We start from the raw sequence: 14,663 nt of genomic DNA, 5'->3' as shown, positions 1-14,663 counted from the left end.
GTCATCAGGAGGGGAAACCCATGAAATCCTTTTATCACTATTTGATGAAATACAGGCATCCCAAACCGCAGGACGCAATCAGCCGGTTTGCGAATCAGGCATACGAAGATCACGGCTTTCCGAAAACGTCAAGCGATTATCACGAGCTCAGTTCTTATTTAGAACTGAGCGCCGACTATTTAGAAACGATGTCGACATTTGATGAAGCTTGGGAAAAATATGAGACCGAGGTGCATCACGCCTGACGAAAAACCGCACATTGTGCGGTTTTTTTCTGTTGAAATCACTCGCTTATGAGGTGCCGTATGATCAAATCCCGCAATGCCGTCCGTTTTGATCAGCACGTAAACAAATCTTCCTGACGGCACGGATCATAAGGCAATAGAATGTATAGCTGCAGAGTTCACCGGATCAGACCTGCTGCCGGCGGGGTTCCGTGTAAGGAGCCTCTTTTCACGGAGAAATCATCAAACATTTAAATGAAGTGAGAGGAATCAAATGATCTATGGTGAAGCACTGACGTTTGGACGGAAAAGGGGATTTTATGTGACAAGGTTGAAGCGGATTGAAGTTGTGGCTTCATTGAAAGCCGAAACGAGTTTGGTTCTTCATGATAAACAAGCCATTACGAATATGCAGCCGGAATTGGATATCCATACACCTTCGATGATGTGTTTCACGGCAAATCTTGAACATCACGTCGGTGATATTGTCAACATGCCTTCGGGCCGGGTATTTATCTTTGCGTCATGGAGAAATAAACAAAAACTCATTCAAAACAGGCGCTTTTTGTTACTGCTCATTCGATCGAGAGCGCAATGCCATCAGACGCTTCTGTTACGGTAAGTGAAAAAACGCACAAGCATGTTGGGGATTTTGTCTTTTTGAACAGGTGCAGAAATAGATATTTCCTGTGGTTTTCATGCCCATGCGAAATGATGGCGGCCGGCATACGATAGCGTATGACAGTCCGCGGCAAGGGGGAGACAGCATGAAGCCAGATAAACCGAAATTTCAAGTGGGAGACATCGTGGTCGTCGTGATGTACGGAACCGTCGGCACCATTACGAAGGTTCATCAAATTGATAAACATTATCTTTATGAAGTCAATCATAATGAAGTGCTTTATTTTGAATCGTCCATCCAGCTTTATAAAGATTATGAGGGCGTGATCGTCGATATGGAAAAATTAGATATTGAATATGAATTTCTGATCGGCGATGTCGTATATGTAAAGGACTACGGAAAGGAATTATTCCGAGTTATCGGTCACAGAACTGAAATTTGGAGATATTTAGAGGATGGCTGGGAGGATATTATTTATGAGCTGACTCGGCTGAAAGACGGAGAGTGGCTTGAAACGGAGGAAGAGGATCTCACGCTGGTTCTGAGAAAATATGAAATGGATCAGTTTGTGCATCAGCTGCTGTTTGTCCACTATGTTGGGGAAGCATCTCATGAGATCGGCGAGGATACCGTCACATCTGCTCTTCTTCAGTTTGAAGGCGATGCTGATGATCCCGATGCCCTGCATGTGCTGGCGGTATCGATTGTAGATGAGCTGCTTGATATTTATAACGATTATAAGATTCTTTATCATTTGTTCGGTGACGAAGAATATAAAGATATGATGAATTTTGTGCTGGAAAGCCTGCGGGAGCATTTCAGCTAGCCGGCAAAAAAACGGACGGTGACATATAAAAACCAGGGCAGACAGCCGGCAAAGATGACAAACGACATTCCTTTCAGCACTTTTTCCAATACGATATCAAATCCATCTCCGTCCAATAAAGCCATCATTTTCGTCATCATCTTTTCTCCCTCCGGGGCTTGTTTTTTAAAAGTATATGAGCGGACAAAACGTTTAGAACTTTCGGGTATAATTTGAACGGTTTTTTCATAAAACATAAAAAAGGAGGCGGTGTTTGCATGAAAGAAATAGATCTTGTGATTGACACAGAAGAAATAGCTGATTATTTTTACAGTCAGCTTGCTATGCGCGGGTACATACCGAGTGAAGAGGAAATCTTCGAAATAGCCGACATCACCTTTGATTATTTATTAGAAAAATGTATGATAGACGAAGAGCTTGATGAAGACTGAAACTGCGGAACCGAAGTGAAAAAGCTTCGGTTTTTTCAATCAGCTCGGGAGAATGAAACATGGGGGGAAAACGTTGTACAAGCCAGCAAGTCTTTTCACATTGTTTATTTTGCTCGCAGCAGCGATCCGGATAGAAGCGGTCCGGGCTTTTGATGAGCGTGTGATAGAAGCGGCTGTCAGGATCAGGTCTGTCTGGCTGAATGAATTGATGTTATGGATAACGGAGCTCGGCACGACCGCGGTGCTTTTGCCGCTTCTTCTTTTGACAGGCGCAGCTCTGTATATGTACAAAAAAACGCCGGATGTTGTTTTTTTGCCGCTTCTTTTTCTCATTGAACGGATTGTAAACATAAAAATAAAAGAATTGATTGAAAGAGCCAGACCTGCTTTTGAACCGCTCGTCCATGAAACCTCATACAGTTTTCCGAGCGGTCACTCCATGAATTCGGCAGTGATGTATCCCGTCATCGCTTACTTTTTGATCAAGCATGTTCCGTTTTTCACGAAAAGAAAGAGGGCCGTCACCGTCTTTACCGGAGTTCTCGTCATTCTGATCGGATTCAGCAGAATTTATTTGGGCGCGCATTTTCCGACGGATGTCCTTGCCGGATTCAGTCTCGGACTTTGCCTCGTTTCGCTTTTTGCGCTCTTTGACGAAAAGTATCATCCGTTTCGACAAAAATAGAGACAGGAAAATTGAGAAAAAACGCTAATACTATTAAGAAATAAGAGGGAGGGATCTTGATGCTGTTATCGCTGCCCGTGTTTAAAAAAAAGACTTGTGCCTATGATGTGACGATTTTTCAAACACCCCGCTACGGCGAGAAAAAGGGATACAGGGTCGTCTATCGGACAGAGCTGGCCGCTGACAATCATCAAGACGCACTGGAAAGGGCATTTTCTGTTTTTAATGTGCCTGATACGGTCCCAAACGACTATCAAGCCAGATTCATAGCGACTGGAGACGTCATACTCATAGACGAAGGAAGAAAAGGAAAGACCTATTACAGGCTTAACCCTGCGGGATGGAGCAAAATTAACCGGCTGCTCGTCCAGCCGAGGTAAGACGGGGCCGGCTGAATCTTCAGCCGGCTTCCGTATTGTCTGGGAAAGACAGTGTTAAGGCTTCCGTTTAGCGGCGGAATGCTCTTTTCCATGCGCTTCATCAGCTGCAATGACGTCTGAAACGGGCACGTGATTGTTCTTTTTCTGGCCGGTCACCCGGTTGCGCTGTTTTTTGCCCATTATGTTCACTCCTTTTTCTTTAGGCTGTCATCCCGCATATTCTGCCCAAGATCGCCCTGATCATGCTGATGATTGTCTCTTACCGTTATTCAGTGTACAATGGGTGGGAGTTTGAATAGGCAGGAGGAAAAGGAAATGAGTGTACATATAAACGCAGAAAAAGGCCAAATTGCGGATACAGTGCTTTTGCCGGGAGATCCGCTCCGAGCGAAATTTATTGCGGAAACGTATCTTGAAAATGTTGAATGCTATAATGAAGTCAGAGGAATGTACGGATTTACGGGTACATATAACGGCAAAAAAGTATCAGTCCAAGGCACCGGCATGGGTGTTCCGTCTATCTCTATTTATGTGAATGAACTGATTCAAAGCTATGATGTTCAAAACTTAATCAGAGTCGGCTCATGCGGAGCAATCCGTAATGACGTGAAGGTGCGTGACGTGATTTTGGCGATGACGTCTTCAACGGATTCACAGATGAACCGTGTCGCCTTCGGCAGTGTAGATTATGCTCCTTGCGCAGACTTCGAACTGCTTCATAAAGCGTACCAGGAAGCGCAAAAAAACAATCTTCCCGTAGCGGTCGGAAGCGTATTCACCGCCGATCAGTTTTACAATGAAGACTCCCAAATCGAAAAGCTTGCCAGATACGGCGTCCTCGGCGTAGAGATGGAAACGACTGCTTTATATACGCTTGCCGCTAAATACGGCAAAAAAGCGCTGTCTATCCTGACTGTAAGCGATCACGTATTAACGGGAGAAGAAACAACGGCAGAAGAGCGTCAAACGACTTTTCATGATATGATTAAACTGGCGCTGCATACTGTATCGTAAACTTGAGATGAGGGTTATGCTGATTAAAGCAGCCCTCTTCTTTATGCACCGCCCTGATTCAAAAAAAGAAAGGTAAGGGTAAAATGAAGAAATCCACTAAATGGTTCTCGCTCGCTGCCGCTCTCAGCGTAACCGCAATCGTGGGCACCGGCTGCAGCATTTCAGGCGGCGACAGCCATAAGGACACAAAAACAGCAGCTGAAACAAAACAATCAGATGACACATCAAGCAAAAAAACAACGAAGACAGAAAACAGCGATTTTGTATTGGAGAGCAAATATTTTAATGATATTAAAGAAGTGAACGGGCTTGAGACCATTCAAAACCCGACAAATACACTTGCGCTCGTGAATAAGACATATACGCTGCCGGGAGATTATAAACCGAATGATCTCGTGATCCCGAAAGTCGAATTTTCTTTTACTGAGAAGATCGAGAAACGATATATCCGCAAACCTGCCGCCGATGCTTTGGCGGAACTATTCAGCGCCGGGAAAAAAGAAGGTTATGACCTGGTTGCCGTTTCAGGATACCGCTCTTATGACAGACAGAAAGTTATTTTCGATAATGAAGTCAGTCTGAAAGGTGAAAAAAAGGCGAAAGAAGCCGTCGCATATCCGGGGCAAAGCGAACACCAGACGGGGCTTGCCATGGACATTTCCAGCAAAAGCAACGGATATGAGCTGAATGAAGCGTTCGGAAACACGGCGGACGGCAAATGGGTGAAAGACCATGCGTATGAATACGGCTTTATCATCCGCTATCCTAAAGGCAAAGAAAATGTTACAAAGTATGAGTATGAACCATGGCATTTACGCTATGTAGGCAAAAAAGCGGCAAAAGCCATCCATGACCATCAATTAACGCTTGAAGAATATTTTAATGAAGTAAAGAAAGTGTAATGAGAAGAAGCCCGCTTGAAAAATAGAAAGCGGGCTTTTTTTATTACCAGAAGAGCAGACCTCCAAGCGCAAATCCGGTAATGAAACCAAGGCCGATACCGTAGGCTGCTCCCCAGCCTCCCCAGCCTCCTCCCCAATAACCGAATCCGTACCCTCTGTGACGGCCGCCGACAGGGGTGATATACACTTTGCTGTTAGTCACCCGTACGATTCTTCCGACGTGGACTCTGCCGTTTCGTTCTGTAATCCTTGCTACTTTTCCTTGGTGCTGCCGGCAAAGATGATAATAGTTTTGCATCTTTTCTCCTCCTATCCAACCTATCTTTCTATGTCAGCTTATGATAGAGTGCGGTAAAAAGGTTGGACGAAAACAGGAGGACAATTGCCGTTTTACTTGTAAGCGACAAAAGCGCAGTGTCCCATATATTCACGGTACGTCTGCATAAGCTCGTAATGAGCCGTCAGCGTATCGTAGTGAACCGGCTGAATAACGGGCGATAAATCCATTTCTGTAGTCGGCTCCTGCGCATTGTTTTCATAGACAGCGGGAATGAAATCCGCTTTCTGAAAGCCTTGCTGAAGCAATCTCTGTTTCCATGCCGTTTCATCCTGCAATACGGTAAAACCGTAGAAGTCTTTTATCTGCGTGATGGCGTTTTCCGGCATGGGCTTTTGTAAAGCAGCTTCAATGCCGATCAGCATGCCCCCGGGTTTAAGGACCCGCAGGATTTCAGACAGCGATGAATCAAGATTTGAAAAGGTGAGAACTGATTCGGAAAGAACGGCGGAAAATTGATTTTCAGCAAACGGAAGCCGCTCAAGCTCCGCCAAATAGCCCGGAATGGTTAAGCCTTCAGCGGCAAATCGTTTTGCTGCTTTTTCAAGCATAAGGGGATCCTTATCCACACAGGTGACGGGATACAGCAGGTGGCCGAGATAAGCGGCCGTCTGTCCCGTTCCGCAGCCGGCGTCAAGAATCGGTTCGCCAGGAGGAGGAGCCGCTTTTGTGAGAACGGCTTTGGAAAAAGCGAGCCCGCCCGGGTGAGCCCCTCCGACTCCGAATAAGGACAGCATTTCTAAATATTTGCTCAAAGGCCGAATCCTCCTTTTTTCCTCAGCATATGTTGAGAGAAAAGCATAGGTTTGGGTAAACGGGAAAGAAGGGCGCCTCACGTTTGAAGTTGACGAATGAGCGTTCGTCTATGATAATAATGTAAGAATAAAAAGGTGGTGTTTTCTTGAAGCGGCAATTTAAACTGTTTTTTATTATATTGATCACTGCGGTCGCAGCCTCGGCGCTTACGCTGTTTATCACGGGCAATACGACCATTTTCGGGCAAGGCTCGGCTGCTTTGACGAACAGCAAATTTGAGAAATTCAATAAAGCCTATGAGCAGATTAAAAGTGATTACTATCAAAAAACAGATGACAGCAAATTAGTAGACGGAGCGATAAAAGGCATGATCAGTTCCCTGGATGATCCGTATTCTTCTTATATGGATCCTCAGGAAGGAAAGTCGTTTGAAGAAACAATTTCCGCTTCGTTTGAAGGCATCGGCGCACAAGTGGAAGAAAAGGACGGCAGCATCCTGATCGTATCGCCGATTAAAGGGTCACCCGCGGCAAAAGCGGGGGTTAAACCGAATGACCAGATCTTGAAGGTCAACGGCAAAAGCGTTAAAGGCCTTAATGTAAACGAAGCCGTCGCATTAATCCGCGGCAAAAAGGGAACAAACGTCAAGCTTGTGCTGCACAGAGCGGGTGTCGGCGATCTGAACCTGTCGATCAAACGTGACACCATCCCGGTTGAAACGGTGTATTCTGAAATGAAAAAAGGAGACATCGGCGAAATCCAAATCACATCCTTCTCCGAATCGACGGCAAAAGAGCTGAATTCAGCCATTGACAGCCTCGAAAAACAAGGAGCGAAAGGATACATTCTCGATTTAAGGGGCAACCCGGGCGGCCTGATGGATGAAGCCATCAAAATGAGCAATATGTTTATCGATAAAGGGAAAAATATCATGCAGGTCGAATACAAAGACGGCACGAAAGAAGTCATGAAAGCGACGAAAGAGCGCAAAGTGACAAAACCGACAGTCGTCCTCGTCAATGACGGCACCGCGAGCGCCGCGGAAATCATGTCGGCTGCGCTGCATGAATCATCCGGAATTCCGCTGATCGGCGAGAAAACGTTCGGAAAAGGAACCGTGCAGACGGCAAAAGATTACAGCGACGGTTCTACCGTTAAACTGACAATCGCAAAATGGCTGACAGCGGACGGAGAGTGGATTCATAAAAAAGGAATCAAACCGCAATATCAGGTTAAGCTTCCTGAATATGCGAACCTGCCGTATTTAGATGCGAAAAAAACATACAAATACGGGGATTCCGGAACGACCGTCACCAATGCGCAAAAAATGCTGAAAGCGCTGGGGTACAGCGTGAATGTAAACGGCACGTATGATAAAGCATTTGAACAAGCAGTCAAACAATTCCAAGCAAAAGAGAAACTGAAACAAACAGGCATTTTAACAGGAGACACAACGGCAAAATTGATGACGGATCTGCAAAAACAGCTTGCGGACAACGATACACAAATGAAAAAAGCCGTTGAAACATTAAATAAGAATATGAAATAGTAAAAAACACCCGATGCGCCGCTCGCGCATGGGGTGTTTTTTGTTTGCGAAAAGCCCGCCTTATGTCGTTTCCTGTTCAAAAAGGTGGCTGTTCGCCTGAATGAAAAACTGTGATTGCTCATAGTGATAGGTGACTTTTGAGAAGTCAAACGGCTGGCCGTTTGTTAAATGAAAAATCGTTTCAACGCAAAGCTTAGGCGCTCCTGTAAACAGACCTAAGTACTCCGCTTCTTCCTCATTTAACATCCCCGCGTACAGATATAAATCTGAAAAACCGCGCTTTAACCCGAGACCTTCTCTAATATAATCAAATATTGATTCTGCCACGATCTCTTTATTCAAATACGTAATAATCGATTTGTTGTAAAATGACTCTTCGATACACAATGTCAGCCCGTCAATATATCGGATTCGCTTGACATAATACACGTCGCCGTCAGGCGGCATATTCAGATTTTGGGCAGCCTCAGGCGTGGGTTTTCTCACTTCCAGCGCTAATAATTTGGAAGTGACATTAAAATCTTCAAGTGATTCTTTAAATCCCTGATTAGAAAGCAGGCTGATATACCCTTTTCTTTTATTCCGTCTGACAAAAATGCCGCTTCCCCTCACTTGAAACACAATCCCCTTTTTTTCTAATAAATCTAAGGACTTGGTGATCGTGCTTTTGCTCACGTTAAACCGGGTCATTAAGGTTTGAAGCACAGGCAGTTTATCCCCTTGCTGCAGCTGATGTTCTTCTATGTATTTTTCAATATCTAACGCGATTTGCTGGTATTTTAACATATACATTCCTCATTCATTTATTGTCCCGCTTCTTTCAGAATTATAGCATAATCGTTTTTAAAAGCCATTTCGTAATTAACTATAATTGTTTATGTATTGATAAATTATACCGGTACAATTATAATGTAAACGTATAATGTGAAAATGAAGGCAGGAATTCTTCTACACTTGCGAAGCGGTGCTTGAAGCTGCTGCAGTGCATTTATTCGGCATGCAAGCGGCAGTCAAATAAAGGAGGATATAAACGATGGGGACATTGCCAAAAGATTTTTTATGGGGAGGCGCTCTGGCCGCCCACCAATTTGAAGGGGGATGGAATAAAGGCGGCAAGGGGCCGAGTGTAGTGGACGTCATGACGGCAGGCGCGCATGGTGTGCCCCGGAAAATAACAGATACAATTGAAGAGCGGGAATTTTATCCGAATCATGAAGCGATCGATTTTTATCATCGTTATAAAGAGGACATCGCATTATTCAGCGAGCTGGGCCTGAAATGTTTAAGAACGTCCATCGGCTGGAGCAGAATTTTTCCTAAAGGTGATGAAGCCGAGCCCAATGAGGAAGGATTGGCTTTTTACGACCGGGTGTTTGATGAATTGCTGAAACATGGGATTGAACCGGTAATCACGCTGTCACATTTTGAGATGCCGCTGCATTTGGCGAGGGAATACGGCGGTTTCAGAAACAGAAAAACAGTCGGATTTTTTGTGAAATTCGCTGAAGTGTGTTTTGAACGCTATAAACATAAGGTGAAATATTGGATGACGTTTAACGAAATCAATAATAAGATGGATGTGAATAATCCGATCTTTTTATGGACGAACTCGGGCGTCGCCGTTAAAGAAAACGAAAACGCAAAAGAAGTCATGTATCAGGCCGGCCATCACGAACTGCTGGCAAGCGCATTGGCAGTTTCGAAGGGAAGAGAAATCAATCCCGAGTTCAGGATCGGCGCGATGGTATCACATGTCCCGATTTACCCGTACTCATCTCACCCCGATGATGTGATGCTGGCTGAAGAAACGATGAGACAGCGTTTTTTCTTCCCGGACGTGCAGGTTCGCGGATATTATCCAAGCTATGCGTTAAAAGAGTTTGAAAGAGAAGGCTATCAGATACACTTTGAAGACGGTGATGAAGAGATTTTGAAAAACGGCCGAGTGGACTACCTCGGATTCAGCTATTACATGTCCACTACCGTAAAAAGTGACGTGATAAACGATAATACCGGGGATGTCGTAAACGGAGGATTGCCAAACGGCGTGGAAAATCCTTATATTACAGCGAGTGATTGGGGCTGGGCGATTGACCCGACCGGTTTACGGTACACATTAAACCGCTTATACGACCGCTACCAGATTCCATTATTTATCGTGGAAAACGGATTCGGCGCCATTGACACATTAGAAGAGGACGGTTCAATTCATGACGCTTCAAGAATTGAATATTTATCGTCACATATAAAAGCTTTGGAAAAAGCAGTCACATATGATGGTGTGGATGTAATGGGCTATACCCCATGGGGAATTATTGATATCGTGTCATTTACAACCGGAGAAATGAAAAAACGCTACGGCATGATTTATGTTGATCGGGATAATGAAGGCAACGGTTCAATGAAGCGGCTTAAGAAAGACTCATTTGAATGGTATAAAAAAGTGATTGAATCAAACGGCGCATATGTATCCTAAAGGTGTAAAAAGGGAAGGCTTCACCGTTGTGTGAAGCCGGCTCTTTATCAGTGATTTTGAAAGCGTATTCATTTAAGCGGGAAGGAGGTGACTGTCCGGCTTTTCATTTAGAATCGCTTATAAAAATAAGGAAAGGGATGGTGGTTCATGTTTTTTAAAAAAAGTCTGCACATGACCCTGGTTTTTCTTATGTTTTTCTTTTTTATATCAAGCAGCATGCAAACCGAAGTGTATGCTGCTGATCGGAAGGCTTCAGACAAAAACAAAGTAAGGGTGTGGTTCAGTTCTGAAAAAGATCCGGCTTCCCGTACGTGGTATGACGGGCCGCTGGAAGTGAAATACGCCTTAGACGAACAAACACCGCTTACATGGACAAAAAAGAAGGCTTCTGACTCCGCCGCCGTGTATATTGATCCGTCGCGCCGCTATCAAAGTGTGTTGGGCGTAGGATCGTCCCTGGAAGAATCCACAATCCATAATTTATCAAAAATGACACCCGCAAAAAGAAAAGAAGTGCTGAAAAAATTGGTTGATCCCAAAGATGGTATCGGCATGGACGTTATGCGCATAACGATCGGGACATCTGATTTTACGGCACAGGAATTTTATACGTATGACGATATGCCTGAAGGCCAAAGAGATCCTAAGCTCCGTCATTTCTCGATCCAAAAGGATATTGATTTACACATTACAGCAACCATCAAGGAAGCGCTGGCGATAAATCCGGAACTGAAAATCATTGCCTCACCGTGGAGCCCGCCGGCTTGGATGAAAACGAATGAAAACCTCAAGCGGGGAAAGCTGAAAGATAAATATATCGGCGCACTGGCCGTTTACTTCCGCAAATTTATTGAGGCGTACGAAAAGCAGGGAATTCCGATTTATGCGATGACCCTTCAAAATGAACCATTGCTGGAAATCGACTATCCGAGCATGTACATGCCGCCGTCTCAGCAGCGCAAACTGGCGATAGCCGTGAAAAAAGAATTGAAAAAACACATAATTGACACGAAAATTTGGATTTATGATCACAATGCGAGCGGGGCGTGGAACTATATTCCGCCGATTTTAGATGATAAAAAAGGAAACCGGGCGGCAGACGGCATCGCTTTTCACGATTATGACGGTGACCTTTCTGTCATGTCGGAAATCGGAAAGAGATATCCTGATCAATCTATTCACTTAACGGAGCGGTCTGTCTGGGGGACGGCAGGGGCGGATCGGATCGCACAGTATTTCCGCAACGGCGCGTCGAGCTACAATGCGTGGGTGACGATGCTCGACAGTCAAATTAAGACGCATCATTGGATAGGCACCCCAGACCCGACGCTGTTTATTCAGGATGCTAAAAACCCTGACCGCTATTGGAATATCCCGATCTTTCATATGACAGGCAACTTTTCAAAATTTATCGACCGGGGAGCAAAGCGGATAGAAAGTAATTACGGCTCCAAAAACACAGTCTCGAATGTATCGTTCCTTAATCCTGATCAATCCATTGTGACAGTCGTAATCAACCAGACATCTTCAGAACAAAAATTCCATGTCGTTTCAGAAAATCGGCAGTTTGAAGCCGTCATCCCGGCAAAAACCGTCGCCACCTACAAATGGCAGCACAAAAAGTAAAAAACCGGCACATTTACGTGCCGGCTTCTTTCTGTTAAGCGCCTTTTTGGTTCAGTTTATCAGTAGGCGCTTTATTGAATAAACCGTCTTTGACGGCGTTTGAAGCCGCTTTTTTTACAAAAAACGGGTTAAGGATAATAACGGCAGCCATGTTAGCGGTCAAACCCCAAAACCCTTCATATATACCGTGGGCGGATTGGGTGATATTTACCGTGAATGTCACGAGAAGACCGACGAGAAGACCGATAATTGTCGCTTCTTTCGTTTGATTCTTCCAAAACAGACTGACGGCGATAGCCGGAAAGATCTGAACCATGCCGGAAACACCGAGAAGCTGAAGGGTAACGAGCGCAGTCGGGAACAGCATGCCGAATAAAAGCGCGAGCCCGATGACGACAAATACCATTGAACGGGTGATCATCGTCAGCTTGCTTGGTGACACATTCGGGTGAATCAAATCCCGATATAAGTTATTCGCAAATAAGTTTGATGCTCCGATGGCCATGATAGAGCAGGGAATCAATGACGCAAGGGCGATCGTGGAGTAAGCAAAGCCCTGCGCGACTCCGCCGTAAGACGTTTGAATCAGCTTCAATAAAGCGAGCCGCGGATTGGTATCTTCCGGCAGGACAAGAAACGCGATAAAGCCGAGAAAGATAACAAGAATCAAAACAATATTATAAAGCGGCAGAAACATGCTGTTTTTGCGGACGGCATCTGCGCTTTTTGCCGTAAATACGCCGGTTGCCGCATGCGCCCACATAAAGAGCGCCAGCGCAGATACGATGGAAGCGGTGATAAACCAAGGAATTCCTTTCGGCCCCGAGTCCGGAATCGTCAGCATTTGCGGCGCTTTTTCAGCCAAAGTGTGAATCATCGGCGTCCAGCCGTGAAAATGGATCAGCGGGAGTGAGACGACCATAAACAGCATAATCACCCACACCAGAATGTCTTTAATAATCGCCGTAAACGTCGGCCCTTTAATTCCGCTGAAAAAAGTATACAGCGCTACAAGAATAAAAGAGATGATGACGACCATATTGACATTAATGACACCCGTTCCGGCCACCTGAAGCGTATCTTGAATCCCGCTCAGCTGGAGACAAATATAAGGAATGAGCATAAGAACGCCGACAATGGCGACAAGGCTGGCCAAAAGTTTACTGTCAAAACGCTCACGGGCATAATCGGCAAGCGTCGTTAATTTGTGAATTTTTGCCACTTTCCACAGCTTCGGCAGAAAGAAATAAGCGATAAAATACGCCAAAACAGAATACGGGATTGCAAAAAAAGCAACGCTTCCCCCTGTGTAGGCTGTGCTTGTCAAGCCTAAAAACGTATAAGCCGTATAGAGATCCGCGCCGACTAAAAACCAGACGAGGAGCCCCCCGAACCGTCTGCCGCCGACAGACCATTCCTCAACAGAAGTACGTGATGATTTGTCTCTTCCGGCTATAAAGCCGATACAGACAACGGTTAAAACGATGACGGCTGTAATGATCAATGCTGTTATATTTGCGGGCATCAGTCCAGTCCTCCTTGTTTCTTCTGCAGCCTATAAATAAGAAACGAACATAATGGAGTGACTGCGATCCATAAAAGCAGCCAGAAATGAAAAAAAGGCAGCCCGATAATGATCGGATGAACCCGATTAGCGACTGACAGCAGGGCCAGCTGGCTGAAAGGGATTAAGATGAGAACGAAAATTAGTGCTTTTCTGACCATTTACTTTCCTCCTGAAACTTGATAATGCTCCTTATCATAGCAGGTGTCAGATAAGATCACAAGATATTTTTCAGAAAAAAAAGAATTCTATTACTTTTTTAACTGAAACACTTTAGTTGCATCTTCATTCATATTAAATTAGAATAGTTAATATCTCGAACTCAAGATATTTAGGAGTGAATACATTGAATACACAAGGATTGCACCATGTTACCGCATTTGCAAAAGATCCTGCTGAAAATCTTAGGTTTTATACTGAAGTGCTGGGTTTGCGGCTTGTTAAAAAAACCGTTAATTTTGACGACCCGGCCACTTATCACTTTTATTTCGGCAACCAAAACGGAGAGCCGGGCACGATCATTACATTTTTTCCTTTTCAGGGAAGCCGCCCGGGAACCGTGGGAAAAGGGCAGGCCGGAAGAATCTATTTCTCCGTGCCGAAAGGAGCACTCGCGTTTTGGAAGCGCCGGCTTGAAGAAAACGGCTTGTCTGTAAAAGAACAGATCATGCTGTCTGAACAAGTCCTTCTCTTTAATGATACAGAAGACCTGCCGCTTGCCATAATGGAAGATGAAAGAAGCGGACAGAGTGAATGGACTCCTCCGGGCATTACTGAAAAAGAAGCGATCACAGGCATGAGAGGTGTTCTTCTGTACTCGTACCGTCCTGAAGCAACCATTCAATTTCTCATAGAACGCTTCGGTTATTCAAAGACAGGAGAAGAAAATCAGATTGTCAGGCTGCAATCGGAGGCGCGGATCGGACATATTATAGATGTTGACCTTGCGCCGAAAGAAGCAGGTGCCGGCGGTTACGGGACAGTTCATCATGTCGCTTTCCGCACGAGCGAAAAAGAGCAGGCGGAGTGGAAGGACATTCTTGCTGATTCTCATCTTGCTTCATCTGACATTCTTGACAGGTCATACTTTACTTCAATCTATTTCAGAGAAAGCGGCGGCATTTTATTTGAAATGGCAACCGATGAACCGGGCTTTATGACGGATGAATCCTTTGAAAATCTCGGAACAGAGCTGAAGCTTCCGGAATGGCTGGAAGAGCATCGCAGTCAGATTACAGCTGTTCTGCCCAAAATGGAGAAAGGAGAATGAT

The 14,663-nt window shown here is 44.9% G+C and carries 19 protein-coding genes; 12 read left to right on the top strand and 7 right to left on the bottom strand.

All coding sequences use genetic code 11. The features are described 5' to 3' along the window. Positions 1–20: 20 nt before the first annotated feature. From ACWJJS_RS10915 to ACWJJS_RS10905, 3 genes are all read left to right on the top strand, one after another. Positions 21–245, top strand: a complete 225-nt coding sequence (locus ACWJJS_RS10915) for a YozE family protein (RefSeq protein WP_016936640.1) — start codon at positions 21–23, stop codon at positions 243–245. A gap of 253 nt (positions 246–498) precedes the next feature. Further along, a complete protein-coding gene (locus ACWJJS_RS10910; RefSeq protein WP_229154187.1) occupies positions 499–846 on the top strand; it encodes a VOC family protein in 348 nt (115 codons plus the stop codon). 145 nt (positions 847–991) lie between these two features. After that, a complete protein-coding gene (locus tag ACWJJS_RS10905) occupies positions 992–1,672 on the top strand; it encodes a hypothetical protein (RefSeq protein WP_077722471.1) in 681 nt (226 codons plus the stop codon). Here the strand turns inward: ACWJJS_RS10905 and ACWJJS_RS10900 are convergent. After that, positions 1,669–1,812, bottom strand: a complete 144-nt coding sequence (locus ACWJJS_RS10900; protein WP_012117771.1) for a hypothetical protein — start codon at positions 1,810–1,812, stop codon at positions 1,669–1,671. The genes ACWJJS_RS10905 and ACWJJS_RS10900 overlap by 4 nt on opposite strands. Before the next feature lie 117 nt (positions 1,813–1,929). On the opposite strand from ACWJJS_RS10900, the gene ACWJJS_RS10895 reads away from it, so the two are divergent. The 3 genes from ACWJJS_RS10895 to ACWJJS_RS10885 all read left to right on the top strand — a co-directional run bounded on the left by ACWJJS_RS10895 (position 1,930) and on the right by ACWJJS_RS10885 (position 3,168). Continuing rightward, positions 1,930–2,103: a YozD family protein gene (locus ACWJJS_RS10895; protein WP_003153696.1), complete on the top strand. Its 174-nt coding sequence runs from the start codon at positions 1,930–1,932 to the stop codon at positions 2,101–2,103. Positions 2,104–2,176: 73 nt separating this feature from the next. Further along, positions 2,177–2,788, top strand: coding sequence for a phosphatase PAP2 family protein (locus tag ACWJJS_RS10890; protein WP_077722470.1), 612 nt, complete (start codon positions 2,177–2,179; stop codon positions 2,786–2,788). A 59-nt stretch (positions 2,789–2,847) separates the two neighbouring features. Continuing rightward, entirely contained in the window at positions 2,848–3,168 is a 321-nt protein-coding gene (locus ACWJJS_RS10885) for a YodL domain-containing protein (protein WP_003153700.1), read from the top strand. Between the two features lie 54 nt (positions 3,169–3,222). On the opposite strand, the gene ACWJJS_RS10880 is transcribed toward ACWJJS_RS10885, so the two are convergent. After that, complete coding sequence (locus tag ACWJJS_RS10880) at positions 3,223–3,348, bottom strand: hypothetical protein (RefSeq protein ID WP_003153701.1); 126 nt, start codon at positions 3,346–3,348, stop codon at positions 3,223–3,225. Positions 3,349–3,483: 135 nt separating this feature from the next. On the opposite strand from ACWJJS_RS10880, the gene deoD reads away from it, so the two are divergent. Together deoD and ACWJJS_RS10870 are read left to right on the top strand one after the other, a co-directional pair. Then, positions 3,484–4,182 (top strand): purine-nucleoside phosphorylase, encoded by a 699-nt coding sequence (gene deoD, locus ACWJJS_RS10875; protein WP_003153702.1) that lies wholly within the window; start codon positions 3,484–3,486, stop codon positions 4,180–4,182. Between the two features lie 83 nt (positions 4,183–4,265). Continuing rightward, positions 4,266–5,084: a M15 family metallopeptidase gene (locus ACWJJS_RS10870; RefSeq protein ID WP_003153703.1), complete on the top strand. Its 819-nt coding sequence runs from the start codon at positions 4,266–4,268 to the stop codon at positions 5,082–5,084. Between the two features lie 43 nt (positions 5,085–5,127). On the opposite strand, the gene ACWJJS_RS10865 is transcribed toward ACWJJS_RS10870, so the two are convergent. Continuing rightward, positions 5,128–5,382: a hypothetical protein gene (locus ACWJJS_RS10865; protein ID WP_003153704.1), complete on the bottom strand. Its 255-nt coding sequence runs from the start codon at positions 5,380–5,382 to the stop codon at positions 5,128–5,130. 92 nt (positions 5,383–5,474) lie between these two features. Next, positions 5,475–6,176, bottom strand: coding sequence for a class I SAM-dependent methyltransferase (locus ACWJJS_RS10860; protein WP_007407947.1), 702 nt, complete (start codon positions 6,174–6,176; stop codon positions 5,475–5,477). Positions 6,177–6,322: 146 nt separating this feature from the next. On the opposite strand from ACWJJS_RS10860, the gene ctpA reads away from it, so the two are divergent. Beyond that, entirely contained in the window at positions 6,323–7,726 is a 1,404-nt protein-coding gene (gene ctpA, locus ACWJJS_RS10855; protein ID WP_014305214.1) for a carboxy-terminal processing protease CtpA, read from the top strand. Positions 7,727–7,786: 60 nt separating this feature from the next. Here ctpA and ACWJJS_RS10850 read toward each other — a convergent pair whose 3' ends face one another. After that, a complete protein-coding gene (locus ACWJJS_RS10850) occupies positions 7,787–8,512 on the bottom strand; it encodes a GntR family transcriptional regulator (RefSeq protein ID WP_071391727.1) in 726 nt (241 codons plus the stop codon). 247 nt (positions 8,513–8,759) lie between these two features. Between ACWJJS_RS10850 and bglA the strand changes: the two genes are divergently transcribed. Both bglA and ACWJJS_RS10840 read left to right on the top strand, forming a co-directional pair. Continuing rightward, on the top strand, positions 8,760–10,202 hold the full coding sequence (bglA, locus tag ACWJJS_RS10845; RefSeq protein ID WP_077722468.1) for a 6-phospho-beta-glucosidase BglA: 1,443 nt from the start codon (positions 8,760–8,762) through the stop codon (positions 10,200–10,202). A gap of 147 nt (positions 10,203–10,349) precedes the next feature. Beyond that, complete coding sequence (locus ACWJJS_RS10840) at positions 10,350–11,828, top strand: glycoside hydrolase family 30 protein (RefSeq protein WP_454023572.1); 1,479 nt, start codon at positions 10,350–10,352, stop codon at positions 11,826–11,828. A 34-nt stretch (positions 11,829–11,862) separates the two neighbouring features. On the opposite strand, the gene ACWJJS_RS10835 is transcribed toward ACWJJS_RS10840, so the two are convergent. Both ACWJJS_RS10835 and ACWJJS_RS10830 read right to left on the bottom strand, forming a co-directional pair. Further along, the gene (locus ACWJJS_RS10835) at positions 11,863–13,353 is read right to left on the bottom strand and encodes a sodium:solute symporter family protein (protein WP_094246835.1); all 1,491 of its coding nucleotides are present in this window, start codon (positions 13,351–13,353) and stop codon (positions 11,863–11,865) included. Beyond that, positions 13,353–13,553 (bottom strand): DUF3311 domain-containing protein, encoded by a 201-nt coding sequence (locus tag ACWJJS_RS10830; RefSeq protein ID WP_003153716.1) that lies wholly within the window; start codon positions 13,551–13,553, stop codon positions 13,353–13,355. Before ACWJJS_RS10830 ends, ACWJJS_RS10835 begins: the two co-directional genes overlap by 1 nt. Positions 13,554–13,738: 185 nt before the next feature. Here ACWJJS_RS10830 and ACWJJS_RS10825 point away from each other — a divergent pair, with 185 nt between their 5' ends. After that, positions 13,739–14,662, top strand: coding sequence for a ring-cleaving dioxygenase (locus ACWJJS_RS10825; protein WP_102422255.1), 924 nt, complete (start codon positions 13,739–13,741; stop codon positions 14,660–14,662). The last annotated feature ends 1 nt before the right edge of the window (position 14,663 follow it).

This window comes from Bacillus sp. JK106, from assembly GCF_053663355.1.
Note: the sequence above shows the minus strand (reverse complement) of the source record. Positions and strands in the feature narration are given on the sequence as shown.

Bases quoted from the DNA above. Each gene is read 5' to 3' on its own strand.
- ACWJJS_RS10915 (WP_016936640.1), top strand. From the start codon at position 21: ATGAAATCCTTTTATCACTATTTGATGAAATACAGGCATCCCAAACCG.
- ACWJJS_RS10910 (WP_229154187.1), top strand. From the start codon at position 499: ATGATCTATGGTGAAGCACTGACGTTTGGACGGAAAAGGGGATTTTAT.
- ACWJJS_RS10905 (WP_077722471.1), top strand. From the start codon at position 992: ATGAAGCCAGATAAACCGAAATTTCAAGTGGGAGACATCGTGGTCGTC.
- ACWJJS_RS10900 (WP_012117771.1), bottom strand. From the start codon at position 1,812: ATGATGACGAAAATGATGGCTTTATTGGACGGAGATGGATTTGATATC.
- ACWJJS_RS10895 (WP_003153696.1), top strand. From the start codon at position 1,930: ATGAAAGAAATAGATCTTGTGATTGACACAGAAGAAATAGCTGATTAT.
- ACWJJS_RS10885 (WP_003153700.1), top strand. From the start codon at position 2,848: ATGCTGTTATCGCTGCCCGTGTTTAAAAAAAAGACTTGTGCCTATGAT.
- ACWJJS_RS10880 (WP_003153701.1), bottom strand. From the start codon at position 3,348: ATGGGCAAAAAACAGCGCAACCGGGTGACCGGCCAGAAAAAGAACAAT.
- deoD (WP_003153702.1), top strand. From the start codon at position 3,484: ATGAGTGTACATATAAACGCAGAAAAAGGCCAAATTGCGGATACAGTG.
- ACWJJS_RS10870 (WP_003153703.1), top strand. From the start codon at position 4,266: ATGAAGAAATCCACTAAATGGTTCTCGCTCGCTGCCGCTCTCAGCGTA.
- ACWJJS_RS10865 (WP_003153704.1), bottom strand. From the start codon at position 5,382: ATGCAAAACTATTATCATCTTTGCCGGCAGCACCAAGGAAAAGTAGCA.
- ACWJJS_RS10850 (WP_071391727.1), bottom strand. From the start codon at position 8,512: ATGTTAAAATACCAGCAAATCGCGTTAGATATTGAAAAATACATAGAA.
- bglA (WP_077722468.1), top strand. From the start codon at position 8,760: ATGGGGACATTGCCAAAAGATTTTTTATGGGGAGGCGCTCTGGCCGCC.
- ACWJJS_RS10840 (WP_454023572.1), top strand. From the start codon at position 10,350: ATGTTTTTTAAAAAAAGTCTGCACATGACCCTGGTTTTTCTTATGTTT.
- ACWJJS_RS10835 (WP_094246835.1), bottom strand. From the start codon at position 13,353: ATGCCCGCAAATATAACAGCATTGATCATTACAGCCGTCATCGTTTTA.
- ACWJJS_RS10830 (WP_003153716.1), bottom strand. From the start codon at position 13,553: ATGGTCAGAAAAGCACTAATTTTCGTTCTCATCTTAATCCCTTTCAGC.